We start from the raw sequence: 25,552 nt of genomic DNA, 5'->3' as shown, positions 1-25,552 counted from the left end.
ATCGCTGGCGTCGACACCCAAGCACGGAATGGCTAACGCTCCACCCTCTCCCGTCCTGTCCCTGCCCGGTTCCACGCGCGCCTTCACTTCAATCGCCGATCAGGGAATATCCATTGAAATCGTTCAACGCACTGCCACTGGCATTGGCTGTCTTGCTGGCGGCTTGCGCCTCCACGGCCCCCGAAAAGAACGGGCCGAAAGTCCCCGAACTGAATGACACCCTGCCCAAGCTGACGCTGGACAGTGTCTTGCCCAAGGTTACGCCCAACGAATACTGCAACCCGGCCATGGACGCCGATGTGCTGTACGGCGCCGGTTACAAACTGTACGAAGCCGAGGAATTCAAGGACGCCAAGAGCTGCTTCGCCATGGCCGCGCCGCACTACACCCGGGCCTTCTGCTACCTGTCCACCAGCACCGATCAGGAACAGGACAGGCCCAAGGCCGAGCGCGACCGCGAGTCCTTCAACTACATCGCCTACTCGGCGTCGCAGAACGACTGGTGCGCCGAGTACGGCATGTACGCCACCTACTGGTTCGGCGACAAGGGCATCGCCCAGGACAAGCACCTGGCCGTGCGCTGGCTGGAGCGCTCGGCCCTGCACGGCAACCCGGAACCGCAGCAGAGCCTGGCCGATGCCGCCGAAGAGTCTGGCGACCTGGTGAAGGCCTACGCCTGGCTGAAGATCATCGACAACACCGAAGACACCAGCCAGCTGGATGCCTTGAAAGGCAAGATGAGCCCCGAGCAACTGGCCGCGGGCGAGCAACGCTTCAACGAGCTGAAGGCGCGGGTGACCAGCAAGCAGGTGATGTACGACGAGGCACGGGATGAGGAAGTGGCCATTTTCTCGGCCGAGATCCATTTCGATCTCCCCGACCTGTTCAAGGGCATGACGACGGCCGAGCGCCAGGCCTTTGTCAAGGCGGCCATCGCCAAGGCCCGGGACAGCGGCAAGTTCGATCTGCATTACGCGGTGACCCAATACATCATCGTCTCGCGCCTGGCCCAGCAGCGTTACCCCGGTGTCGACGTCCTGCAGAACCCGAAGCTGGTGGCCGCCATCAATAACGTCAACGACGGCCTGGAAGCCACCGCGAAGAAGTCCCTGGCGATCATGCAGAAAAGCTACAAATAACCGCCCCCCGTAGAAGCCGGCTTGCCGGCGAAGAGGCCCGCCAGCCTTGCATCGCCCATGCCGGCGCCTTCGCTGGCAAGCCAGCTCCTACACAAGCCAGCTTCTATCGGGGTTCGGGGTTGACCACTACGGTGCAGGTGATGCCGGCCGCCAGCAGCACCCCCTCCGGCACTTCGTCGATATGGATGCGCACCGGCACCCGCTGGGCAAGGCGTACCCAGTTGAAGGTCGGGTTGACGTCGGCGACCAGCTCGCGGCTTTCCGGGTTGTCGCGGTCGTAGATGCCGCGGGAAATGCTCTCCACATGGCCCTTGAGCACTTCGCCGCTCATCAGTTGCATCTCGGCCTGATCGCCGACGCGCACATGGGGCAGCTTGGTTTCCTCGAAGAAGCCGTAGACCCAGAACGAATGCATGTCGACCACCGCCATCTTCGGTTCGCCGATGCGCGCATAGTCGCCGCGGTGCACGTTGAGGTTGGTCACGTAGCCGTCCACCGCCGCCCGCACCTGGGTCCGCGCCAGGTTCAGCTGGGCCGCGTCCAGTTGCGCCTGGGCATGCTGGTAGTCGGCCAGGGCCGCGTCGGCGATGTTGCTGGCGTCGTCGCGGTTTTCCTTGGAGATCACCAGGTTGTCCAGGTCGGCGCGACGATGGGCGTTGACCTTGCGCATCTCCCAGGTGGCTTTTTTCGAGGCCACCAGCGACTGCGCCTGCTTGACCGCGATCTGATAATGCTCGGGGTCGATCTGCATCAGCAGGTCGCCCTTTTTCACCAGCTGGTTGTCCTTCACCGGCACGTCCACCACTTCCCCGGTGACATCGGCGGCGACGTTGACGATGTCGGCCCGCACCCGGCCGTCGCGGGTCCACGGCGTGTTCATATAGTGCTCCCACAGGGTGCGGCCGATCCACAGGGCCAGGGCCAGCACCAGCAAGGTCGCGAGCAGGCTGAAAAACTTTTTCATCAAAGGACTCTCAACGGTAGACAGTGAGCGCCATGGCGCCGAACAGACAGCAGAACAGGCTCAGGCGCAGCAGCGCCGGGTGCCAGAAGAAGCGATACAGGTCATAACCCGAGATGAACCGGTCCAGGGCCCAGGCCAGGGCCGCGGCGATGAAGAACATCAGGGTCATGGTCGGCATGTACACGCCGTGGAAGGCGATTTCACGAGGCATGTTCAAGTCCTTGGAGTACAGGTGCTACCGGCCTGGCCTGGGCATAGGCCGCCAGCGGCGATTGCGGATCGAGCAATGAAGTGCGGATGAAATGCAGGTAGCTCTTCACCCGCCGCAGCACCGAGGTGTCGAAGTGCGGAGCGAAGGGTTCGTCGCTGGCCTGGACCCGGCCGATCGCATGGTCGACCGCGACCAGGGCGCGTTCCAGGTTGCTCTGGCTCGGTTGCAGGAACAGCCGCACCAGCGAACGGCCCATCACCCGGATCGCCTGGCGCCACGGCTGGGACTCGGCGTAGGCCGGATGCACCGGGAGGATCGCCTGCTCCTTGCGCAGCTCGATGATCGCGTGCCCCACCTCCAGCACCACGAACATCCAGCGCAGCAGCTCGCGCTGCACCTGCGGTTGCCCCGCCGCCAGGCCGTAGGCCTGGTGCAGCAGGTCGCGGGTGCGGCTCTCGAAGCTCGACGCCAGGCCCTTGAGCCTGCCGCTGATGGCGTACACCACCTGGCCGCGCAGGTCCTGCTCCAGGCGACGCCACAGCCAGCGGCTGTTGGGCGGCAGGATGATCGCCCCGGCGGCGGCACACACCAGCATGCCCATGACCATGGCGATGTAGTCGTTGATAAAGGCGTAGGGGTTGTAGACGGTCAGGTTGTCCGGCACCGAGCCGGTGCTGAAAAAGATCAGCAGCCCCAGGCCGACCCCGGCGTACCTGGGCCGTGAGGCGAGGAACGAGCCCAGCACGATCACCGGCGCCAGCATCACGCACAGCAGCGGGAAACCGTCGATCCTGGGGAACACGAAGAACATCTCGACGAAGCCCACCAGGGCGCCGATGAAGGTGCCGCAGGCCATCTGGAACGCCATGCGTTTCGGGTTCGGCGTGGCCGCCGAGAGGCCGACGGTGGCCGCGGCGATCAGGGTCATGGTGGCGCCGCTGGGCCAGGCGGTGGCCACCCAGTAGCTGCCGAGCACGATCAGGATGAACGAGGCGCGGATCCCCGAGGCGGCCGAGGCCAGCCAGTTGGTCTGCGGGGTGAAGGGCTCGTCCCAGCGCTCGCGTTCGTGGCTGTGCTCGGCCAGGGAAGCGTGGGTCTGGGCATAGCTGTGCAGCTCGTCGACGAAGCGATAGAGCAGCTCGTAGGCCGTGTGGAAGTCCAACTGCTCGGCGTCGCTCGGTTCGTGCTCCTGGAACAGCGCGCGCATGCTGCGCACCCGTGCTGGCAGCTCGGCCTTGTAGCTCGCCAGCTGGGTGGCCAGGCGCGCCGCGTCGGGGCTGGTCAGGGCCCGGCCGGAGAAACCGTCGAGCAGCTCGGCGAGGTCGTTCAGCCCCGGTCGGGTAGCCGTCAGCACATGCTCGGCCTGGCTTTCGCGCAGGCGTTCGAGCAACTGGTGCAGGGCGTTGAAGCGCGTGGTGATGCCCATGAACTCGCTGTTCAGACGGCTCAGGCGACCGTTGCGCCGGCGCATGTGTGGGTCTTCGAACACCGTGACGCTGCGCAGGCCTTCCAGGCCCACCGCCTCGGCGATGAAGCGCACGTTGCCGCTCTCGAAGGCCTCGCGCTGGCTGCGCCCGCGCAAGCCGTCGGTGACGAACAGGGCGAACACCCCGAAGCGCTGGTAGAGGGCGTTGCGCATCGCCGCGCTGGCGGTCTGCGGCAGGATCGCGGCGCTGACCAGGGTCGAGCAGAGAATCCCCAGGGAGATTTCCAGCACCCGCCACACCGCCGCCATGAACGCCCCCTCCGGATGGGCCAGGGCCGGCAGGCCGACCATCGCCGCGGTGTAGCCGGCGAGCACGAAACCGTAGGCGCGGAAGTTGCGATAACGGGCGGCGCCGGCCGAGCAGATGCCGACCCAGATCGCCAGCGAACCGAGGAACAGTTCGGTGTTCTGGGCGAACAGGGCGATCAGCGCCACCATCACCGCCGACCCGGCCAGGGTGCCGAGAAAGCGATAGAAGCTCTTGGCGAACACCTGGCCGCTCTGCGGCTGCATGACGATGAACACGGTGATCATCGCCGTGCGCGGCTGCGGCAATTCCAGGCGCATGGCCAGCCACAGGGTGAGGAACGCGGCGGCCAGGACCTTGAAGATGTAGACCCAGGTCACGCCGTCGCTGCGTGCCCAGTCGAAGAATCCCCGGCGCCATTCAAGGGAGTACAGCCAGCGCAAAGGAGCAGGCAAGGGCGTCATGACAACCTTCTTGATGAGCGTTTTTTAATCAGTGATCGAAGACCGCGAGTACGGCCGGGGTCTTGGCCGGCACGGTCCGGCTGTCCTCGGGCGCATCGCTTCCCGCCTCCAGGCCACCGCCCAGGGCCGTCACCAGTTCGGCATGGGCGCTCAGGCGCGCGGCCTGGACCTGCTGCTGGATCTGCTGCTGGCGGAACAGCATGCCCTGGGCGTTGAGCACATTGAGGTAGTCGGTCAGGCCGCGCTGGAAGGCGACCATGGCGATGTCGTAGGTCTGCTGCGCCGAGGCCACCGACTCGGCGGCGAACTCGGCCTGCTTGTCCATGGACTCGCGGCGGATCAACTGGTCGGAGATGTTCTTCAGGGCATTGACCAGGGTCTGGTTGTAGTGCGCCACGGCGATGTCATAGCCCGCCGCGGCCTCGCCCAGCTCGGCGCGCAGGCGGCCGCCGTCGAAGATCGGCAAGGAGATGGCCGGGCCGACGTTGTAGTTGAGCTTCTTGCCGGTGAGGAACTCCAGCGCCCCGCCGCCGGTGGCCATGTAACCGAGGCTGCCCACCAGGTCGACGTTGGGGTAGAAGCCGGCGTGGGCGACGTCGATGCCGCGCGCCTGCGCCGCCACCTGCCAGCGGCTGGCGACCACGTCCGGGCGCTGGCCGAGCAGCTCGGCGGGCAGCGCCGACGGCAGTTTCAGCGGCGCGGCCAGAGACAGGCTCGGGCGCTGCAATTGCGCGCCCGCCCCCGGGCCTTTACCGGCCAGGGCGGCGAGCTGGTTGCGGCCCAGGGCGATCTCTTCGTCCAGGGCGTCCAGCTGGCGATGGGTTTCCGGCAGCGGGGTCTGCGCCTGGCTGACCTCGAAATGGGTGCCGATGCCGCCGGCCAGGCGCTTTTGCGCCAGTTCGAGGATCTGTTCCTGTTGCTTCAGGGTCGCGAGGACTATGTCGCGCTGGGCGTATTGCAACGACAACTGGATATAGGCACGCACCACGTTGTTCTGCAGTTCCAGCTGGGCCTGGCGCGCCTCGGCGGCGCTCATGTGCGCCAGGTCCACGGCGCGCTCAGTGGCGTTGCTTTCCCGGCCCCAGAGGTCGAGGGCGTAGCTGAAGCCGAGCGCGGCGTTGTTGTCCCAGGTGGTGCTGTTGGCCAGCTCGCCCGGGCCATAGAACTGATCGGTGGGCCAGTTGTGCCGCTTGAGGGTGGCATCGCCCTTGATCTGCAACGACTCCGCCGACTCGGCGATCCCGGCCATGGCCCGCGCCTGGCGCACCCGGGCGGCGGCCATGGCCATGCTCGGGCTGCCCTGCACGGCCGACTCGACCCACCGGTCCAGCTGGGCATCGCCATAGGCCCGCCACCATTGGGCGGCAGGCCAGCGGGCCTCGCGCGCGGCGCTCTGGATAGCCTCGTCGGTGGCCAGGGTGTTGGCCGGTAATGCCTTGCCTTGCGGGGCAATGCCCCCGGTTCCGATGCAGCCGCTGATAGCTAACGATAAAGCCCAAACACTGAGAGTCTTCAGCTCTCTGCTGATGCGACGCGGCACTGCTGCGAATTCCTGAAAAAGGGAGAAGGCGGGTCCCTGCAGGAGCGAGCTCGCTCGCGAAGCGGCGTCACTGGCACACCGCATTGCGCGGATCGCCAGAAAGCAGGTTCCTGCAGGATCGGCGCAATTCTAGGCGGCGGCCTTGACGGCGATAAGCTGGGATTCCTGTGAATCTTTATTACCGTTAGCGCGATAATCCCTTGGTGGAATAGCCAACAATCTGTTACTTCATGTCACAATTTGCCACCTCCCCAGAGAGCACCTCATGGACACTCTGCAAAACATGCGTGCCTTCAGCTGTGTCGCCGAAGCCGGCAGCTTCACCGCCGCCGCTGTCCAGCTCGACACCACCACGGCCAACGTTTCGCGCGCGGTCTCCAACCTGGAGGCCCATCTGCAAACCCGCTTGCTCAACCGCACCACCCGCCGCATCGCGCTGACCGAAGCCGGCAAGCGCTACCTGCTGCGTTGCGAGCAGATCCTGGCCTACGTCGAGGAAGCCGAGGCCGAGGCCAGCGACGCCCACGCCCGCCCCGCCGGGCAGCTGAAAGTGCACACCATGACCGGGATCGGCCAGCACTACGTGATCGATGCCATCGCCCGCTACCGCAAGTCGCACCCGGACGTGACCTTCGACCTGACCCTGGCCAACCGCGTGCCGGACCTGCTGGACGAGGGCTACGACGTGTCCATCGTGCTGGCCAGCGAGCTGCCGGACTCGGGGTTCGTGTCCCAGCGCCTGGGCATCACCTACAGCATCGTCTGCGCTTCGCCGGCCTATGTGAAAGCCAACGGCTGCCCGAGCAAGCCCGCCGACCTGCCGAACCATGCCTGCCTGCGCCTGGTGAGCCCGGTCATCGCCCTGGACAAGTGGCTGTTCGACGGTCCGGAAGGCCAGGAGGGCGTCACGATCCACGGCGCGCCGCTGCTGGTGAACTCCGCCGACGCGCTGAAAACCGCGATCACCAGCGGCATGGGCCTGGGCGTGCTGCCGGTGTACGCGGCCATTGAAGGCCTGCGCAACGGCACCCTGGTGCGGGTGATGCCCAAGTACCGCTCCCAGGAGCTGAACCTGTACGCCATCTACCCGTCGCGCCAGTACCTGGATGCCAAGATCAAGACCTGGGTCGAGTACCTGCGCAGCACCCTGCCGGAAATTCTCGCCGCCCATCAGGCGGAACTGACCGCCTACGAGTTGAGCGGCGGCTTCAATGGCCTGCGCCTGACCAACTGAGCTCCTGCCCACAACACCCCTGCCGCCGTCCGCGAAGGTCCCAAGGGCCTTCTGCTGCGGCGATATCGGCCGATCGCAGCCTGTGGCGGCGGCTACAAAAAGCCCGGCGGGAATGTTAGCTTGCTTGGCATTCTTTCCGCCCGACGAGCCTTCCCGCGATGAAAAAGACCGTACTTGCCTTCAGCCGCATCACCCCGCCGATGATCGAGCGCCTGCGCCAGGACTTCGAGGTGATAGTGCCCAATCCCAAGCAGGGCGACATTGCCGCGCAGTTCAACGAAGCCCTGCCCCAGGCCCACGGCCTGATCGGCGTCGGCCGCAAGCTGGGACGTGCGCAACTGGAGAACGCCAGCCGGCTGGAGGTGGTGTCCAGCGTCTCGGTGGGCTACGACAACTACGACCTGGGCTATTTCAACGAACGCGGGATCATGCTCACCAACACCCCGGACGTGCTCACCGAAAGCACCGCCGACCTGGCGTTCGCCCTGCTGATGAGCAGCGCCCGGCGCGTCGCCGAACTGGACGCCTGGACCAAGGCCGGGCAATGGCAGGCCAGCGTCGGCCCGGCGCTGTTCGGTTGCGACGTGCATGGCAAGACCCTGGGGATAGTCGGCATGGGCAACATCGGCGCGGCCATTGCCCGCCGGGGCCGCCTGGGGTTCAACATGCCGGTGATCTACAGCGGCAACAGCCGCAAGCCGGCGCTGGAACAGGAGCTGGGCGCGCAATACCGCAGCCTCGACCAGTTGCTGGCCGAAGCGGATTTCGTCTGCCTGGTGGTGCCGCTCAGCGACAAGACCCGCCACCTGATCAGCCAGCGCGAGCTGCAGCTGATGAAACCGGGCGCGATCCTGGTGAATATTTCCCGTGGCCCGGTGGTGGACGAACCGGCGCTGATCGAGGCCCTGCAAAACGGCACGATTCTCGGCGCCGGGCTGGATGTCTACGAGAAGGAACCCCTAGCCGAGTCGCCGCTGTTCCAGCTGAAAAACGCCGTGACCCTGCCGCATATCGGCTCGGCCACCCATGAAACCCGCGACGCCATGGCCAACCGCGCCCTGGACAACCTGCGCAGCGCCCTGCTCGGCCAACGCCCGCAGGACCTGGTCAACCCGCAGGTGTGGAAAGGCTAAACCCACTGACGGTAGGAGCGAGCGGGCGGCGATCCGACTTGCCCGCAGTGAATCAGGCCGGACGCCATCGCGGGCAAGCCTCGCTCCTACAGAAGCGCGCCACCTGTAGCCGCTGCCGAGCGCCAGCGAGGCTGCGATCGGCGGCGCAGCCGTCGTAACCCCGGCGACGCCGCCCCCTCAGGCCAGCCGGGGATCGCGCACCGCCACCGGCTTGGGTTTACGGAACACCAGCACATTGCCCAGCATCACCAGCACCAGCCCGGCCAAAGCCGGCGCGGTCCATTGGTAGCCTTCGGCGAACGCCGAGACGTTCAGCGCCACCACCGGGAACAGCACCGTGCAATACGCCGCGCGCTCCGGCCCCATGCGCCCGACCAGGGTCAGGTAGGCGGTGAAGCCGATCACCGACCCCGGAATCACCAGGTACAGCAACGAGCCGATGTACCGCGCGTTCCACTCCATATCGAACGGGATGCCCTTGACCAGGCAGTACCCGGCAAGCATCGCCGCGCCATAGGCCATGCCCCAGGCGTTGGTGGTCAGCGGCTTGAGGCCGGCTTTCTGCTGCAGGCTGGAGAGCATGTTGCCCGCCGAGAAACACAGCGTGCCCAGCAGCGCCAGCCCCAGGCCGAGCAGGGTTTGCGGGCTGGCGCCATGCCCCACCAGCTCCGGCCAGAACAGCAGGCCCAGCCCCACCAGGCCCAAGGCGCCGCCCAGCACCACGTTGCGGGCGATTTTCTGGGCGAAGAACAGCCGCGCATTCAGCGCGTTCCACAGCGTCGCCGTAGAGAACACCACCGCCACCAGGCCGCTGGCCACCCACTGGCTGGCGTGCAGGAAACACAGGAAGTTGACACAGAACAGGCACAACCCCTGGGCCAGGCAGATCAGGTGGCCGCGCCGGTTCATCGCTTGCAGCCGGCGGCTGAGCAGCAGGATGACGAACAGCACCAGGGCCGCCAGGGCGAAGCGATAGACGATGGACACCGGAATCGCCACCACCCCCAGTTGCCACTTGAGGGCGATCCAGGTGGTGCCCCAGATCAGGACGGTGAGCAGATAAAGCGAGAGGTTCATGGCGCGGGACTCCTGTGCAGGGCAACCCAGTCTCAGGCCATGACGCCCTTGGGCGCTTGCATAAACTTGCGCTTTTGTCGGCTGCCGGGCTGGCAGCCGAAGCGCTACGGAGTAGGATGCGCAACATGGGCGCCGTCGCCCGCTCCGTGCCGCCCCGATCGAAGCAAGCCCATGCCCGCACTGGAAACCCTGCAAGTCTTTCAAGCCCTGAACCGCTCGCCCAATGCTCGCCTGGAGCACAGTGCCGAGCTCGGTGACGGCCTGGCCGCGGCCTTGTGGAGCAATCATCACGACGCCCAGGACTACGAAGCGCCGAGCCATCACACCCTGTCGTGCTACATCGCCGGCGGCACCGGTACCTTTCGCCGTGGCCAGCCGGGGACCAAGGGCGGCCCGGACAAGCTGTGCGTGCTACCCGCCGAGCACCGCTCGGCCTGGGTGATCAATGGCGAGATCCGCCTGGCCCACCTGTATTTCAGCCCACAACAGTTCGCCCTGGGCTGCGTGACCCTGCTGGACCGCGAACCCCGCACGCTGCAATTGCAGGAAACCACCTTCCTCGACGACCCGCAGCAGGCCCGGCGCTTTCGCCAGCTGATCCAGCTGAACTGGGACGAGCCCGGCGAGCGCCTGCTGACCAGCAGCCTGGCCCACGAAATGCTCGGCCATGCCCTGCTGACCCAGGTCGGCCAGCGCCAGGGCCTGCGCCTCAAGGGCGGATTGGCGGCGCATCAGCGCCGGCAACTGGTGGAGTACATCGACAGCCGGCTGGCCGAGCCGATCACCCTCGGGCAACTGGCCGCGCGCTGCGCCCTGTCGGAATACCACTTCGCGCGGATGTTCCGCGAAAGTTTCGGCCTGCCGCCCCACCAATACCTGCTGGCCCGCCGCCTGGGCCATGCCCGCGACCTGCTGCGCAACAGCCGCCTGCCCCTGGGCGACATCGCCCTGGCCTGCGGTTTCTCCAGCGCCAGCCATTTCACCAACCGCTTCCGCCAGGCCGTGGGCGGCACGCCCGGGGACTATCGCCAGGCATTTCTCGGCTGATACACCGCGTCGCGCCACCTGTAGGAGCGAAGCTTGCTCGCGATAGCGGTCTATCAGGCAACCCCGATCCCCAGCCCTACTGCATCAAGGCCTGCGCCACCCGATCCTCCAGGGCCTTGATCCGCGCGCCCTCGACCCGGTAGTTGTTCGACAGCATCACCAGCACCAGCCGCCGGCCGTCGGCCGCGTTCAGGTAGCCCGACAGCGACGACACGCCCTGCATCGACCCGGTCTTGGCATGCAGGTTGTCCACCGCCGCGGTGCCCAGCAGGCGATAACGCAGGGTGCCGCCGGTCATGCGCGCGGCATCGCCGGCCACCGGCAGCGCCGCGTACCAGGTGGCGAACCAGGGCTGCTTGCGCGCCACCAGCAACAGGTCGCTGAGGCTCTGGCTGGAAATCTGGTTGCGCCGCGACAACCCCGAGCCGTCCACCTGCACCCAGCCTTGCGGGTCCAGGCCCTGACGCCGCAGGAAGCCGTCGATGGCCGCCACCCCGGCCGCCGCGGTGCCGGCCTTGGCGGTCTGGCGCCCCATGGCCTTGAGCAGCACTTCGGACATGTTGTTGTTCGACAGCTTGAGCAGCGGCGTGATCAAGCCCGCCAACGGCATCGATGCATGGCTGGCCAGGACCCGCGCCGCCGGCGCCGTGGGCTGGCCGATCCGCACCTGGCCCTGCAGCGTCACGCCCTGCTCGGCCAGCGCTTGCTGGAACACGTCCGCCACCAGGCGCGTCGGCTCCCACACGCTGACCCAGTTGCGCCGCGACTGCCCGGGCGGCAAGGCACCGCTGACCAGCAGCAGGTTGCTGCCGTGCTCGCGACCGACCTGCAGGCTGTCCTGCGTCCCGACGCGGCCCAGATTGCGCAGGCTCATCAGCCGGTTCGCCGGGCTGACGCTGACCGCCAGCGGCGCTCCCGGCAGCGCCGGCGCGCTGACCGACACCAGCACGCTGCCGGCATCGAAGTCAGCGTTGGGGGCGATATTGAGGGCGGAGATCTGCGCGGCGTAATACAGGCTTTCATCGTCGCTGGCCCAGTCGACGCCCAGCCGCTGGTCGTCGAAGGCGGTGTCGTCGAGCACCAGGTCGCCGCTGACCTGGCGGATGCCACTGCGCGCCAGCGCCGCCGCCAGTTCGCGGTAATCCGCGGCCTGCATGCTCGGATCGCCGGAGCCACGCAGATAAAGGTTGCCGTGCAGGCGTTCGCCCTCTTGCACGCCATCGCCCAGCACCTCGGTGGCGAACCGATAGTCGGGGCCGAGGACGTCCAGCGCGGCGGCGGTGGTCAACAGTTTCAGGCTGGACGCCGGGATCAGCCGGCTGTCGGGGTTATGCTGATACAAGGCCGCGCCGCTCTCGACATCGCGCACCGTCAGCGACACCGTGGCGCCCTGGAGCGCCGGGTCGGCCAGGACCTGCTCCAGCTCGGCGGCGTAGCGGGCACCGGGATGACTGGCGCAAGCCGCCAGCGACAGGGCCAGGAACAATCCCAGCCCGCGGGTGTAGAAACGATGTGCTGAACCCATGAAAAACACTTTTCCTTGATGACCTCGAACCCGCCGGCCAGCCTCTTGCTGCCGCGGCGGGGCGCCTAGATAACGATTGGCCGGGGGGCCGTGTCAACGAACAATCGACGCCGGCGCTTCGGGCCAGACGTCGGGTCGCAATCTTGCGTCGATTCGAGCCGATTGCCGAATCCCTCGTCTCGCCACTACAATGCGAACAATTCTTGTTCTCTTAAACCGCTGCACGTTGCCGGAGCGTTCGGCTTGGCCCACTCCTCTACCGTCGAAGTCCTCTACCACGACCATCACGGTTGGCTGAACGCCTGGCTGCGGCGTCGGCTCGGCTGCCCCGACAGCGCCGCCGACCTGGCCCAGGACACCTTCATCCGCGTGCTCGGCGCACGGCAAACGTCGCCGATCGTCGAGCCCCGAGCGTTCCTCACCACCATCGCCAAGCGGCTGCTGTGCAACCACTACCGGCGCCAGGACCTGGAGCGGGCCTACCTCGAAACGCTGGCGCAGATGCCGGAAATGCTGGCGCCGTCCGAAGAGGAAAAGGCAATCATCCTGCAGACCCTGCTGGAGCTCGACCAACTGCTCGACGGTCTGCCGCCCCAGGTGAAGCGCGCGTTCCTGCTGGCCCAGGTCGACGGTTTGAAGCAGGCCGAGATCGCCCGCGAACTGGGCATCTCCCTGGCCACGGTCAAGCGCCACCTGCACAAGGCAGCCCTGCGCTGCTATTTCGCCCGGTGAGCCCCGCTATGCAGCCCAACCTCCCCGGTCCGCCGGAAATCGGCGCCCAGGTGGCCGACCAGGCGGTGCACTGGCTGCTCGAAATGCAGGCCGGCCCGCTCAGCCCGCGCCAGCAACGGGCCTGGCAACAATGGCACGACGCCCACAGCGAACATCAACGGGCCTGGGAGCATATCCAGCGGGTCAACCAGCGCCTGCGCGGCCTGTCTTCGCCGCTGGCCCACGCCGCGCTCAATGCGCCGAAGTCCTCCGGCCGGCGCCAGGCGCTGAAGCTGCTGCTGATCCTCGGCGCCGGTTCCGCCGCGGCCTGGGGCCTGCGCGAACACAATCCCCTGCCGCCGCTGATGGCCGACTACCGCAGCCCGGTGGGCCAGCGGCGCACCCTGCAACTGGAGGACGGCAGCCAGTTGCAGCTCAATACCGACAGCGCGGTGGATGTGCGTTTCGACGGCCAGCAGCGGCTGATCCGCCTGCTGGCCGGGGAGATCCTGCTGACCGGCGCCAATCGCCAGCAGGCGCTGTGGGTCCACACCGCCGAAGGCGTGCTGCGGGCCCAGGGCGCACGGCTGAACCTGCGCCAGTTCAAGCAGCGCAGCCAACTGGCTGTGTTCGAGGGCAGTGTCAGCCTGACCCCCTGGGACTATGTCGGGCTGCCACTGCAGGTGGAAAAGGTGCGGCAAGTGGATTTCACCAGTAACGCCTGGGCCCCCCCACGCCCGCTGGATGCCGGCAGCGGCGCCTGGAGCGAAGGCATGCTGGTGGCTGCCCATATGCGCCTGGCGGATTTCCTCGACGAACTGGGCCGCTATCGTCGCGGCCAGCTCAACTGTGACCCGCGGGTAGCCGACCTGCTGATTTCCGGCAGTTATCCACTGGACGACAGCGAGCGGATCCTCGACCTGCTGGAAATCAGCCTGCCGGTGAAAGTGCGGCGCTTCACCCGTTATTGGGTCACCGTCCAGGCCCGCGCCTGAACCCGCGACCTGCAGGAGCGAAGCTTGCTCGCGATAGCGATCTAGCAGTCGCCATCTTTCTCGACTGACCGGGCCTCATCGCGAGCAAGCTTCGCTCCTACGGTTTTATTTTTCGTTTTGTGTGAGCTGTTTTGCCGCCCTCGCGTGACAGAGAAGGAAAGCCCCCCTTGACCGCCCCCTTCTCAGGATCGACGCCCATGCCCCAGCACCCCACCCGCCTCACGCCCCTTGCCCGCGCCCTGCGCCCATTGTTCCTGGGTGCCAGCCTGGGCCTGGCCGCCCTGCCGCCGGCCATGGCCGCCGACGCCCCGGCGCGCAGCTACCACATCGCGCCCTCTGCCCTGGAAAACGCGCTGAACCAGTTCGGTCGTGAAGCCGGGGTGCTGATTTCCTTCGGCTCCCAGGTCACCCATGGCATGCAGAGCCAGGGGCTGGAAGGCAACTACAGCGCCGAAGAAGGCTTGAATGCCTTGCTCAAGGGCACCGGCCTGCAAGCCCGCGCCGAAGGCGGCAATGCCTTCAGCCTGCAACCGGCCGCCCCCGAGAACGCCCCCGCCACCCTGGAGCTCGGCACCTCCAGTGTGGTCGGCGACTGGCTGGGCGACGCTGCGCAGGCCAACGTCTTCGAGCACCCGGGCGCACGCGATGTGATCCGCCGCGAAGAATTCGAGCGCCAGGGCGCGACCCAGGCCCGCGACGTGCTCAACCGCATCCCCGGGGTCAACGCCCCGGAAAACAACGGCACCGGCAGCCACGACATGGCGCTGAACTTCGGCATTCGCGGGCTCAACCCACGCCTGGCCTCACGCTCCACGGTGCTGATGGACGGCATCCCGGTGCCCTTCGCTCCCTATGGCCAGCCGCAGCTGTCTTTCGCTCCGGTCAGCATGGGCAACATGGACGCCGTGGATGTGGTGCGCGGCGGCGGAGCCGTGCGCTACGGCCCGCAGAACGTCGGCGGCATCGTCAACTTCGTGACCCGCGCCATCCCCGACGCCCCGACGCTCAAGGGTGGCTTCCAGACCGAAACCAGCCCGTCCTCCAGCCACGACGGCTTCAAGACCACCGGCAACCTGCTGGCCGGCGGCACCGCCGACAACGGCCTGGGCGGCGCCCTGCTGTACTCCGGCACCCGCGGCGGCGACTGGCGCGAACACAGCGACACGCAAATCGACGACCTGATCCTCAAGGGCCACTACCAGCTCGACGACGCCAACAGCTTCAACGCCATGGCCCAGTACTACGAGGGCGAGGCCGACATGCCCGGCGGCCTGAACGTCGCCGACTACAAGGCCGACCCGTACCAGTCGACCCGTCCGTACGACAAGTTCTGGGGCCGCCGGACCCTGTTCAACGTCGGCTATCGCTATCAGCAGGACCGCCGCGAATTCACCGTCAACAGCTTCTTCACCAAGACCCTGCGCAGCGGCTACCTGGACCAGGGCAGCTTCCTTTCGCTGTCGCCGCGCGAGTACTGGGTGCGTGGCATCGAGACCCGCCTGGCCCAGGGTTTCGACCTCGGGCCGAGCAGCCACGAGGTGGGCATCGGCTACCGCTACATCAACGAGGCCGGCCACGAGCTGCGCTACCGCACGCCGATCACCGCCAACCAGCAACTGCCGAATACCGGCAGCCGCAATGACCGCGATACCCGCGGCGGCACCGAGGCCAATGCGTTCTTCGTCGACGACCGCATCGATATCGGCAAATGGACCATCACCCCGGGCATCCGCTACGAGATGATCGAGTCCCAGCAGAGCAACAACCTGACCAACGTCAAGTACAAGGGCGACTACAACACCGCCCTGCCGGCGCTGAACCTGATGTACCACCTGACCGACAGCTGGAACCTCTACGCCAACACCGAAGGTTCCTTCGGCAGCGTGCAGTACAGCCAGATGCCCAACCGCGTGAGCAGCGGCGAAGTGAAACCGGAGAAAGCCCGCACCTGGGAAGTGGGCACCCGCTATGACGACGGCGCCCTGCGCGCAGAGATCGGTGCGTTCCTGATCAACTTCGACAATCAGTACGACAGCAACCAGACCAACGACTCGGTGATCGCCCGCGGCGAGACCCGCCACCAGGGCATCGAGACCAGCGTCAACTATGCCCTGGACGGCCTGAGCCCGGCGCTGGCCGGTTTCGATGTCTACGCCACCTATGCCTACGTCGACGCAACCATTCGCGAAGACGGGCCGAACAAGGGCAACCGCGTGCCGTTCTCGTCCAAACACAAAGGCACCCTCGGCATCGGCTATACCGAAGGCCCGTGGAAGCTGAATTTCGACAGCAGCTACCAGAGCAGCCAGTTCGCCGACAACGCCAACACCTCCGCCGAAAGCGCCGACGGCAGCACCGGGCGGATCCCCGGCTACATGCTGTTCAGCAGCCGCGCCGCCTACGACTTCGGTCCGCAACTGGCGGACCTGAACGTCGCGGTCGGGGTGAAGAACCTCTTCAACCACCAGTACTTCACCCGCTCGTTCGACGACAACAACAAGGGCAAGTACGTGGGCGAACCCCGGACCCTGTACGTGCAGACGTCCGTGGCGTTCTGAGGCAAGACCCTCAACACGCTGGCTCCCGCGGGAGCCAGCGGCCCGCCCTGACATCCAGGCCGATAGAACCGCGCCACCCTCTCACTGCGTTTCGCCCGAAATATCAGTAAGCGTCTCCCCTGCCCAACGCCTGCCTGTCACCCGCCGCCAACCTTTAACCCATCGCCCCTATAAAAATCCGTCGCGGGTTGCACATAGCAATGTCGATGAATCGTAGGCAGTCATCCGTCCCGTGATGCCCATCCTTTCCAGGTACGTCGATCTCACGGACACACCTCAACTTGGGTTTTCCGAGTGGCGCTGCTCTTTATCGTCGTCGGTGCTATTACGGTCGCTCTTGCAGGAGCAGCACATGTTCACCTCCAATAGGTATTTCATCTCCGGCATCGTGCTGATCATCGCGCAACAACTAGCCTTGGCCATCTCCACCTATTACATCGCCATGGCGGGCGCAGCGCTTTCATTGCAAGACTATCCGCTGTTGAAGACGCGCATCATCCTGTTCTTCTCGTTTGCCCTGCTGGGGTATGTGATCAGTTCCGCCGTAGAGTTCATTTCAGCCAGGCTTAAAGTTGACCTGTGGGAAAAATACATATTTTCCGTGTACGAACACCTTCGCCATAACCAGGCTCTTTCATCCGAAGCGAACCGCAAGAATGTCCAGGGCTGGCTGGGCAGCGAAGTGCCGACGACCTTGGATGGCACCGTCAACCTGTATTTCGGCATGACCTCCGTGTACAGCAATATCATCGCCACGATCTATGTATTTTACTGGGTGCTCGGGATTGATATTGCTGTCGTCATGGCCACGTCGATCCTGCTTTCATATTTCCTGATGAAGGCGATGAAAAGCAGAATCAACCTTTGCGCCACGCAGATCCAACAGAAGAGACTTGAGGTCGTCAAACGCGCCAGTTCGCTCTGGGATTACTACCTGAATGCCAACTCATCGATGATCGAGCAGCGCGAAACGTCGTCCAGGTCCCTGATCGCAGACTTCCTTGCAACCTCCCTGTATTACGTCAGGCTCGAGCAACTGGCCGCGTGCCTGCCCATCTGCATGGCCGTCGCGCTGATCCTGGTCTATCTGCAAGGGCTGCCTCTGAACCAGGCTGTCCCGTGGGGAATGATCGTCGCGACTTTACCGCGCTCCCTGCAGGTATTCGGCAACGTGCACTCGATGAGTCTGTACAACAGCAAGTACCTGTACTTTCGCCAACGCATTAGCAATCTGTTGGACTTCACCAGTACCCTGGAATCGTTGAACCTCGATCAACAAGTGGCACGCGCGCAGTTGTCGATTCGCAATACCCAGGACGGTCAGGTCATCGCCATCGATCAGTTGTTCGACGATATTCGTAGTGCTAGCCGCCTGACAGGAAGACTTCTGATATCAGGCAAGAACGGTGCTGGAAAGTCATCCTTGCTGAAGTTGCTCAAGTCGGAGTTCACCGAGTCGATCCTACTGCCCAATCACACGGGTTTTCATGAAGCAGAAGGTCCGCTTTCCACGGGAGAAAGCCAGGTCAAACAGCTGCTGCATGTATTGGAACAAAAGGCCCCGCTCATCCTGCTGGACGAATGGGATGCCAATCTGGACATCCAGAACAAGATACTGGTCGGCCATATCCTGAATCAGAAAGCCGCAGAAACATTGATCATCGAAGTACGGCATTTACAGGAGGCGATCTGACTCCACCGCCGGGGAACCCATAAAAAAGGCCATCGCGTGGCGATGGCCTTTTGATCGCTCCTCCACAATAGGGAGGTCTGCCTTTGGCGGCCTGTCCTCGGTTATACAGGCGCGGATTGTTGAAGGAGTGCTTCGCCGTCAGCTATTGAGCGCGGCCTGTTGGTTCTCCAGGAATTCTTCTTCGAGCAAGGCGTCGGCCTTGGCTCCATCGCGGATCGGCACCACGGTTGCGCGTTTGCCACGCAATTTGCCGAACATGTGCTCCAGGGCGCTTTCCAGTTTGACCGCGGCGCCGTCGATGGCCTGCTCCAGGGTATCGGCCTTGTGGGTCACGGAGACTGGTTGATGGCCTTTTGGCCGCGCCTCCAGCTGGCAGCGCAGGTCGTGGGGACCGGGCTTGTCGCCGTTCTCGTCCCGCAGGTGGACCACCACGCGGGTCAGGTCCTCCTCGTAGCGTTCGAGCGTGCTTTCAATGGTGCTGCGCACCCACTCCTCCATCCGAAGGCTGCTTTGAATATGGTTATCGCTATGGACTTGGATTTGCATAGTTCTTCCCTTATTTCAGCTTGCTCGTAAGAGGTCAGACCCATGCGCTGGAACCTGCATTTCGTGACCTCTTGATTACACAATTAGGCACCGCGAAGAACAATTCAAGCCCTGAAAAAGATAAATATTTATTCGCAAATAAAGCCGGACAAAGCGCAAAAGCACTGTTAAGGTCGGGAATTGGGTCGCCCCTCGACCCCGTCTTTTCCACTCACGCCTGGCCCTCCCCCAGCGGGTGCAGACCGCGAAAGATCCCCGCTTCTTCCACCAGCCAGTCATGCACCGCACGCACGCCCGGATGGCTCAGCGCGCCCGGCGCGTACAACAGGACATAACGTTTGTGATTGGGCACCGCTAGGCCGAACGGCACGATCAGGGTGCCGCGCTCCAGTTCGTCGTTGAGCAGGGTCCGCCGGGCAATCGCCACGCCCATGCCGGCGATCGCCGCCTCGATGGTCAGGTGGTTGCGGTTGAAGGTGTGCCCGCGCCGCACGTCCGCGCCCTGGAAACCTATGGCATTGAGGTAGAACTCCCACTCGGCATATTCATAACTGCCGCGCCAGGCCGTGATGTCGTGCAGCAAGGGAAAGTGCACCAGATCCGCCGGCCCGTGCAGCGGCGGCCGTCCGCGCAACAGGCTGGGGGCGCAGACCGGAAAGATCTGCTCGTCCAGCAGGGCAGTGGACAACAAGCCCGGATAGCTGCCGTCGTTGAGGTCGATGGCCAGGTCGAAATCGCCTTCATGCAGGGCCACGCTGCTGTCCTCGGCCACCAGCCGCAGTTGAATGTCCGGAAAGCGCTGTTGTAGCCGGGGCAGGCGCGGGGTCAGCCACTTGCCGAGAAACGACGGGATCGAACGCAGGCGCAAGGTGCCGCTGATCATCCCCGCATCGAGCCGCCGCAATTCGGCGTCGATGCTGCCATAGGCCTCGTTCACCGTGATTGCCAGCCGCTGCCCCTCGGCGCTCAGTTCCACACCCCGGGCGCGGCGGTGAAACAGGCGAAAGCCGAGCCGTTCTTCCAGCAGGCGGATCTGCTGGCTGACCGCCCCCGGGGTGATGTGCAGCTCTTCCGCGCAACGGGTGAACGACAAGTGCCGCGCGGCACAGGAAAACACATGCAGCCAGACGTAGGTCTGGGCATGAAACTGACGGCTCATCGTTTAGTCCTGCTAAAGGCTTTCTTAGGAAAATTCGTTGGTCAGTGTTGACCGAGCTAGGCAGTATCGCCGACCTAACGCTCGGCCTACAAAAAATGGCAGCGATTTTTCTTCCATTGCTTGTAAGGCTTTAGCATGGCTATCAGTGTTTTCGATCTCTTCAAAGTCGGTATCGGCCCCTCCAGCTCCCACACCGTCGGCCCGATGCGTGCCGCCGCGACCTTCGTCCAGGGGCTGTTCGAGCAGGGTGTGCAGGCGCAGGTGCAGCGGGTGGAAATCCGCCTGTATGGCTCGCTGTCCGCCACCGGCGTCGGCCATGCCACCGACCGCGCCTGCGTCATGGGCCTGATGGGCGAATGGCCCGACAGCATCGACCCGACCAGCATCGGCCCGCGCATCCAGCAACTGCGCGAGAGCGGCGAGCTGAACCTCGGCGGGCGCTCGACCATCGCCTTCGACTGGCGGCGCGACCTGCTGCTGCTCGACGAAAGCCTGCCCTACCACCCCAACGCCATGACGCTGTCGGCCTTCGGCGCGGACGGCGTGCTGTGGCAGCAGACCTATTACTCGGTGGGCGGCGGTTTTATCGTCGAGGCCGCCGAAGTCAGCGAAGGCGCCCCGGCGGCGGCCGGCGTCGAATTGCCCTATGACTTCAACAGCGCCGCGGAACTCCTGGCCCTGTGCCAACGGCACCAGTTGCGCGTTTCCGAACTGATGATGGCCAACGAACGGGCCTGGCGCAGCGACGCCGAGATCCGCAGCGGCCTGCTGCATATCTGGGCGGTGATGCGCGAATGCGTCGAGCACGGCCTGCGCCACGAAGGCACCTTGCCCGGCGGCCTGGATGTACCGCGCCGCGCGGCGAAACTGCACCGCAACCTGCTGGAGATCGGCAAGCCGAACGTCATCAGCTCGACCCTGTCGGCCATGGAGTGGGTCAACCTCTACGCCCTGGCGGTGAACGAGGAAAACGCCGCCGGCGGGCGCATGGTCACCGCCCCGACCAACGGCGCGGCGGGGATCATTCCGGCGGTGCTGCATTACTACATGAAGTTCAATCCCGAGGCGTCGGACGACGACGTCATCGACTTTTTCCTCGGTGCCGCCGCGGTAGGCATCCTGTGCAAGAAAAACGCCTCGATCTCCGGCGCCGAAGTCGGCTGCCAGGGCGAGGTCGGCTCGGCCTGCGCAATGGCCGCCGCGGGCCTGGCCGAGGTGCTGGGGGCGACCCCGGAACAGCTGGAAAACGCCGCCGAAATCGGCCTGGAACATAACCTCGGCCTGACCTGCGACCCGGTCGGCGGCCTGGTGCAGGTGCCCTGCATCGAGCGCAACGCGATCGCCGCGGTGAAAGCGATCAACGCCACCCAGATGGCCCTGCGCGGCGACGGCAAACACTTCATTTCCCTGGACCGGGTGATCCGCACCATGCGCGATACCGGCGCCGACATGCACGACAAATACAAAGAAACTTCACGGGGCGGCCTGGCCGTGAGCTGGGTGGAGTGCTGAGGAGCACCTACTGACTGACCGCCCGCCCCACGTGAGCCCGAGCAAAAATAATAACGAGGCAATACCGATGACCGATGCACGAACACCCGCTGCCGAAACCCCTGCTGTAGAGACTGCCCGCGACACCGCAACCGCTGGCAAAGGCTGGAGCAAACACGACACCACCTGGATGCTCGGCCTGTATGGCACCGCCATCGGCGCCGGCACCCTGTTCCTGCCGATCAATGCCGGGGTCGGCGGCTTCTGGCCGCTGATCGTGCTGGCGCTGCTGGCCTTCCCGATGACCTTCTTCGCCCACCGCGGGCTGACCCGCTTCGTGCTGTCCGGACGTTCCGGCGACATCACCGAGGTGGTGGAAGAGCACTTCGGCGTCGGCGCCGGCAAGCTGATCACCCTGCTCTACTTCTTCGCCATCTTCCCGATCCTGCTGGTGTACAGCGTGGCGCTGACCAACACCCTGGGCAGCTTCATGGAGCACCAGCTGCACATGACCCCGCCACCGCGCGCGGTGCTGTCGCTGGTGCTGATCCTCGGCCTGATGGCCATCGTGCGCTGCGGCCAGGGCACCATCGTCCGGGCCATGAGCATGCTGGTCTATCCCTTCGTCGCCGCCCTGTTGCTGCTGGCCGTGAGCCTGATCCCGAACTGGAACGGCGCCTTCTTCGCCTCGGCCAATGACGGCATGTCCATGCCGCTGTTCCTCAAGACCCTGTGGCTGGCGATCCCGGTGATGGTGTTCTCGTTCAACCATTCGCCGATCATCTCGGCGTTCGCCGTCGACCAGAAACGCCAGTACGGCGCCCAGGCCGAACGCAAGAGCAGCGGCATCCTCGCCGTGGCCCACAGCATGATGGTGCTGACGGTGATGTTCTTCTGCTTCAGCTGCGTGCTGGCCCTGTCGCCCGCCGACCTGGCCGCGGCCAAGGCGCAGAACATCTCGATCCTGTCGTACCTGGCCAACCACTTCCAGACGCCGGTGATCGCCTACGCGGCGCCGCTGATCGCCCTGGTGGCCATCACCAAGTCTTTCCTCGGTCACTACATCGGCGCCAGCGAGGGCTTCCAGGGGCTGATCGTGAAAAGCCTGCGCGGCCGCGGCCGGGCCATGTCGGCGCGCTGGCTGGAACGTTGCACCGCGCTGTTCATGGTCCTCGCCTGCTGGGCCGTGGCCACCTTCAACCCGAGCATCCTCGGCATGATCGAGACCCTGGGCGGGCCGGTCATCGCGTGCCTGCTGTTCCTGATGCCGATGTACGCGATCCGGCGCGTGCCATCTCTGCGCCAGTATTCGGGCCAGCTGTCGAACGTGTTCGTGGTGTTGGTGGGCCTGATTGCACTGTCGGCGATCATTTATTCGGTCATGCCCTGAAACGGGCAGCCAAAGAAAAACGGACCGTCTGGTCCGTTTTTTTTCGCCCCCGGTTTTGCTGGCCGGCGCATTTCCCGGCATGCCCCTTGCTTCGCAGGGACCGAGGAATACGGACGTTATCAAACCTCGACGAGCGACCTGCCAGTGGTCAGGAAATGCGAACCAATCCCGATCCACGCCGGTCAATGTCAGCACGATCCAATCAAGCGGTGACGCACATGGACAATCCCTTTCAGCTGATTACCGATGCCTTCACCCCGGAATACCGGGTCAACCTGAGCATCCAGGGCCTGGACGGCAGCATCATGCTGACCCTGTCCAAGGCCGGCAGGGTGGTCGCCAAACGCATGATCAGCGCCGAACAGCGCAACGATCCGCAGCGGCTCAAACGCCTGGTGCAGAGCATTCAGTTCGGCATCGCCATCGAACAGGGCCACAGCGCCATGGCCATCCTCGAAGCCATGACCAACAGCGACAGCTTCAAGCTGCCGCTGTCGTCCGTCGAGGGCCGGCGCGGCAATCGGCCACCGCCGCTGAGCGTGGCGATCTAGAGCTCGCCCTTCTCGACTTCCGGGTGCTCGCCGGAGCCGGCACCCACCTTGCGTTGCGGGTACTCGATCTTCACCGACGGAAACTGCGACGAGGCGTAGCGCACCACCAGGATGGAGAAGGCCAGCAGCAGGATGCCGCCACACAGGTAGATGATGCCCATGTCCGGCGGGTTGTGGTGCGACACGTTGGAGATCAGCAGGCGGGTCAGCGCGGTGATCGCCACGTAGATCAGGAAGCGCACCGGCATGTGGTTGGTCTTGAAGTAGATGCCGACCATGGCGCCCAGCTCGAGGTAGATGAACAGCAGGAGAATGTCATCGATCTTGATATGACCGACTTCGAGCATCCCGAGGAACTCCATCACCGCCGCCCAGGCCGTCACCGCGCCAATGGCGAACAGCGCCAGGTAGTGGAACGACTCGACGAACAGGTTGCCCAGGGACTCGGCCAGCTGATGGACGTTCTGCCGCAGTTTTTCGGCCCAATTGATTTTCACGATGGTTTTTCCTTAGGTCGGTTCGACCGGATGATGCGGGTAGGACGTGACGGTTGTTCTGCATGCAGAAAAAAGGCCAGCGTCGGGGAGTGAGATGGCAATCGGGGGCGGCTGGACACTTCCGGGGGGCTCTCAAGGGCCTCATCGCGGGCAAGCCTCGCTCCTACAGATCGCATTCTCTGTAGGAGCGAGCGGGCGGCGATCCGATTTGCCCGCGATCGGGATCGCCGCCGAAGCGGCGACAAAGATCGAAACCCAGCTACATTGAAAAGCCACTATTCAAGGCGAAGGGATTCGCTTATCCTTCGCGCTGTATATAAATACAGTAGTAGCAAAAACCCATTATCGTGAAGGCATGTGAGGTGGTGAATGGCCGTCGAAGTGGTATACCGCAGCAGCCGAGATCTGGAGCGTTTGTTCATGGATAAAGCCGAAGCTGACCGTCATGACAAGATGCTCGAACTGGCTGAAGTGCTGGCGCAAGTGTTGCAAAACGCCGTGCCGTCCCTGACCGAGCAGCAGGTGGAAGAAGCCGGGATCTACATGGCGAAGAACCGCGACGTGTTCGCCAAGGCCTTCAAGAGCCAGCCGGACGCCCTGTCCGAACTGCTCAGCGCCCCGGTCGAGGCGCCAGCGGCTCCGGCGGCACAGCCCGAGCCCGCGGCCGCCGAGGCTGCGGCCAAGCCTGCCAAGGCGAGCAAGGCCGCCAAGCAGTAAGCCGGTCAAAAATGAAAAGGCCCCGGGTTGTGCGCCCGGGGCCTTTTTCATGCCTGTGGAAAACTAGGCCTCCGGTCGCTCCAGCGCCTCCACCAATGCCTTGAAGAATCGCGCCGCCTCGCCGCCGGTCACCACCCGGTGGTCGAACGTCAGCGATAGCGGCAGCAGCGGATGCACGGCCACTGCGCCGTTCACCGCCACCGGCTCGTCGCGGATCGCCCCGGCGGCGAGGATCGCCACTTGCGGCGGCACCACCACCGGGTTGGCATAACGCCCGAACAGGGTGCCGAAATTGGACAGGGTGAGGGTGGCGCCCATCATTTCCCCGGGTGGAATGGAGCGCGCCTGGACGTCCGCACGCAGCCGCGTCACCCCGGCCTTGAGGTCCTCGGTGTCACGCTGGCCGACATTGCGCAGCACCGGCACGAACAGGCCATCGGGGGTGTCCACGGCGATGCCGAGGTCGAGCTGCCGGTGCTGCTTGAGCGACAGGGTCTTGCCGTCGAACGCGCTGTTGAGCACCGGCTCCACCGCGCAGGCCGCCGCCAGCGCCTTGGCCAGGCGGATCAGCGGGTCGCGGGCCCGGCCCCAGCGGTGCAGGTCGGCATCGCCGAAAATCGTTACCGGCACCACTTCGGCATGGGAGCGCGCCATGTTCAGCGCCATGCTGCGGCGCACCCCGCGCAGGCGGTCGCCGCCAAAGCGCTCGCGCTCCTGCTGCGCGGCGCGTTCCACATCGCCACGGGTGATCAACCCGTCCTGGGTCGAACCGCTCAAGGCATTCACATCCACCCCCAGTTGCCGGGCCAGTTGCCGCACCGCGGGCGTGGCGCGGACCGCCAGGTGCTCGCGGGTCGAAGGCGCGGCACCGATAAAGAAGCGGTCCTCCTGGCTGGCCCCGCCACCTTCGAGGCGCCCGACCACGGTGCCGGCATCCGCCTCGCCTTCGTAGCCGAGCAAAGACTCGCCGACATGCAGGATGTCGCCCGCAGCACCGAAGGTTTTCGCCACCACACCGGCATAAGGCGCCGGAATATCCACCAGGGCCTTGGCGGTTTCCACCGACACCAGCAACTGGTCGGCCTTGACCTCGTCGCCAGCCCTGACGTGCCATTCGACGATTTCCGCTTCCTGCAGGCCCTCGCCCAGGTCGGGCAGTTTGAAATATTTCATCGCG

At 65.0% G+C, this 25,552-nt stretch carries 21 protein-coding genes and 1 pseudogene; 12 read left to right on the top strand and 10 right to left on the bottom strand.

Translation table 11 applies throughout. The features are described from left to right. Positions 1-113 precede the first annotated feature (113 nt). The gene (locus TO66_RS05105; protein WP_044461302.1) at positions 114-1,139 is read left to right on the top strand and encodes a lipoprotein; all 1,026 of its coding nucleotides are present in this window, start codon (positions 114-116) and stop codon (positions 1,137-1,139) included. 103 nt (positions 1,140-1,242) lie between these two features. On the opposite strand, the gene TO66_RS05100 is transcribed toward TO66_RS05105, so the two are convergent. The 4 genes from TO66_RS05100 to TO66_RS05085 are packed head-to-tail and all read right to left on the bottom strand — an operon-like array spanning position 1,243 to position 6,051. Next, entirely contained in the window at positions 1,243-2,103 is an 861-nt protein-coding gene (locus tag TO66_RS05100; protein WP_044461301.1) for an HlyD family secretion protein, read from the bottom strand. 10 nt (positions 2,104-2,113) lie between these two features. Further along, positions 2,114-2,314: a DUF1656 domain-containing protein gene (locus TO66_RS05095; protein WP_007930063.1), complete on the bottom strand. Its 201-nt coding sequence runs from the start codon at positions 2,312-2,314 to the stop codon at positions 2,114-2,116. After that, positions 2,304-4,511 (bottom strand): FUSC family protein, encoded by a 2,208-nt coding sequence (locus tag TO66_RS05090; protein ID WP_044461300.1) that lies wholly within the window; start codon positions 4,509-4,511, stop codon positions 2,304-2,306. Before TO66_RS05090 ends, TO66_RS05095 begins: the two co-directional genes overlap by 11 nt. A 28-nt stretch (positions 4,512-4,539) precedes the next feature. Next, on the bottom strand, positions 4,540-6,051 hold the full coding sequence (locus TO66_RS05085) for an efflux transporter outer membrane subunit (RefSeq protein ID WP_044461299.1): 1,512 nt from the start codon (positions 6,049-6,051) through the stop codon (positions 4,540-4,542). A gap of 265 nt (positions 6,052-6,316) precedes the next feature. Between TO66_RS05085 and TO66_RS05080 the strand changes: the two genes are divergently transcribed. Both TO66_RS05080 and TO66_RS05075 read left to right on the top strand, forming a co-directional pair. Beyond that, on the top strand, positions 6,317-7,285 hold the full coding sequence (locus tag TO66_RS05080; RefSeq protein WP_044461298.1) for a LysR family transcriptional regulator: 969 nt from the start codon (positions 6,317-6,319) through the stop codon (positions 7,283-7,285). Between the two features lie 158 nt (positions 7,286-7,443). Next, positions 7,444-8,418: a D-glycerate dehydrogenase gene (locus TO66_RS05075; RefSeq protein WP_044461297.1), complete on the top strand. Its 975-nt coding sequence runs from the start codon at positions 7,444-7,446 to the stop codon at positions 8,416-8,418. A 177-nt stretch (positions 8,419-8,595) separates the two neighbouring features. Here the strand turns inward: TO66_RS05075 and TO66_RS05070 are convergent, their stop codons facing one another. Beyond that, positions 8,596-9,495, bottom strand: a complete 900-nt coding sequence (locus tag TO66_RS05070) for a DMT family transporter (protein ID WP_044461296.1) — start codon at positions 9,493-9,495, stop codon at positions 8,596-8,598. Between the two features lie 171 nt (positions 9,496-9,666). On the opposite strand from TO66_RS05070, the gene TO66_RS05065 reads away from it, so the two are divergent. Beyond that, a complete protein-coding gene (locus TO66_RS05065; RefSeq protein ID WP_044461295.1) occupies positions 9,667-10,542 on the top strand; it encodes a helix-turn-helix domain-containing protein in 876 nt (291 codons plus the stop codon). A gap of 76 nt (positions 10,543-10,618) precedes the next feature. On the opposite strand, the gene dacB is transcribed toward TO66_RS05065, so the two are convergent. Beyond that, positions 10,619-12,067: a D-alanyl-D-alanine carboxypeptidase/D-alanyl-D-alanine-endopeptidase gene (gene dacB, locus TO66_RS05060; RefSeq protein WP_044461294.1), complete on the bottom strand. Its 1,449-nt coding sequence runs from the start codon at positions 12,065-12,067 to the stop codon at positions 10,619-10,621. Positions 12,068-12,310: 243 nt separating this feature from the next. Between dacB and TO66_RS05055 the strand changes: the two genes are divergently transcribed. The 4 genes from TO66_RS05055 to TO66_RS05040 all read left to right on the top strand — a co-directional run bounded on the left by TO66_RS05055 (position 12,311) and on the right by TO66_RS05040 (position 18,024). Further along, positions 12,311-12,799, top strand: coding sequence for a sigma-70 family RNA polymerase sigma factor (locus tag TO66_RS05055; RefSeq protein WP_044461293.1), 489 nt, complete (start codon positions 12,311-12,313; stop codon positions 12,797-12,799). Positions 12,800-12,807: 8 nt separating this feature from the next. After that, on the top strand, positions 12,808-13,773 hold the full coding sequence (locus TO66_RS05050; RefSeq protein WP_044461292.1) for a FecR domain-containing protein: 966 nt from the start codon (positions 12,808-12,810) through the stop codon (positions 13,771-13,773). 197 nt (positions 13,774-13,970) lie between these two features. After that, positions 13,971-16,331, top strand: coding sequence for a TonB-dependent Fe(3+) dicitrate receptor FecA (fecA, locus tag TO66_RS05045; protein WP_044461291.1), 2,361 nt, complete (start codon positions 13,971-13,973; stop codon positions 16,329-16,331). A gap of 352 nt (positions 16,332-16,683) precedes the next feature. Next, complete coding sequence (locus TO66_RS05040) at positions 16,684-18,024, top strand: hypothetical protein (protein ID WP_044461290.1); 1,341 nt, start codon at positions 16,684-16,686, stop codon at positions 18,022-18,024. Positions 18,025-18,162: 138 nt separating this feature from the next. Here TO66_RS05040 and TO66_RS05035 read toward each other — a convergent pair whose 3' ends face one another. Both TO66_RS05035 and TO66_RS05030 read right to left on the bottom strand, forming a co-directional pair. Beyond that, positions 18,163-18,570, bottom strand: coding sequence for an HPF/RaiA family ribosome-associated protein (locus TO66_RS05035; protein ID WP_044461289.1), 408 nt, complete (start codon positions 18,568-18,570; stop codon positions 18,163-18,165). Between the two features lie 211 nt (positions 18,571-18,781). Beyond that, positions 18,782-19,729: a LysR substrate-binding domain-containing protein gene (locus tag TO66_RS05030; protein WP_044461288.1), complete on the bottom strand. Its 948-nt coding sequence runs from the start codon at positions 19,727-19,729 to the stop codon at positions 18,782-18,784. Between the two features lie 135 nt (positions 19,730-19,864). Between TO66_RS05030 and TO66_RS05025 the strand changes: the two genes are divergently transcribed. The 3 genes from TO66_RS05025 (at position 19,865) to TO66_RS05015 (ending at position 23,161) form a co-directional block, all read left to right on the top strand. Beyond that, entirely contained in the window at positions 19,865-21,241 is a 1,377-nt protein-coding gene (locus tag TO66_RS05025; protein ID WP_044461287.1) for an L-serine ammonia-lyase, read from the top strand. A gap of 67 nt (positions 21,242-21,308) precedes the next feature. After that, on the top strand, positions 21,309-22,610 hold the full coding sequence (locus TO66_RS05020) for a serine/threonine transporter (RefSeq protein ID WP_044461286.1): 1,302 nt from the start codon (positions 21,309-21,311) through the stop codon (positions 22,608-22,610). 218 nt (positions 22,611-22,828) lie between these two features. Continuing rightward, positions 22,829-23,161: a DUF3509 domain-containing protein gene (locus TO66_RS05015; RefSeq protein WP_044461285.1), complete on the top strand. Its 333-nt coding sequence runs from the start codon at positions 22,829-22,831 to the stop codon at positions 23,159-23,161. Here TO66_RS05015 and TO66_RS05010 read toward each other — a convergent pair. Then, a complete protein-coding gene (locus TO66_RS05010) occupies positions 23,158-23,658 on the bottom strand; it encodes a phosphate-starvation-inducible protein PsiE (protein WP_044461284.1) in 501 nt (166 codons plus the stop codon). The two genes, TO66_RS05015 and TO66_RS05010, sit on opposite strands and share 4 nt — an antisense overlap. Positions 23,659-24,027: 369 nt before the next feature. On the opposite strand from TO66_RS05010, the pseudogene TO66_RS05005 reads away from it, so the two are divergent. Then, positions 24,028-24,267: pseudogene (locus tag TO66_RS05005) on the top strand (YebG family protein); the annotation flags it as partial. 171 nt (positions 24,268-24,438) lie between these two features. Here TO66_RS05005 and TO66_RS05000 read toward each other — a convergent pair. Continuing rightward, a complete protein-coding gene (locus TO66_RS05000; protein ID WP_044461282.1) occupies positions 24,439-25,548 on the bottom strand; it encodes a dihydrolipoamide acetyltransferase family protein in 1,110 nt (369 codons plus the stop codon). Positions 25,549-25,552 lie beyond the last annotated feature (4 nt).

Origin of the sequence: Pseudomonas sp. MRSN 12121 (assembly GCF_000931465.1) — a bacterium.
In the GTDB taxonomy this organism is placed as follows: Bacteria; Pseudomonadota; Gammaproteobacteria; order Pseudomonadales; family Pseudomonadaceae; genus Aquipseudomonas.
The sequence above is the reverse complement of the archived record's forward strand: the minus strand, read 5'-3'. Positions and strand labels throughout refer to the sequence as shown.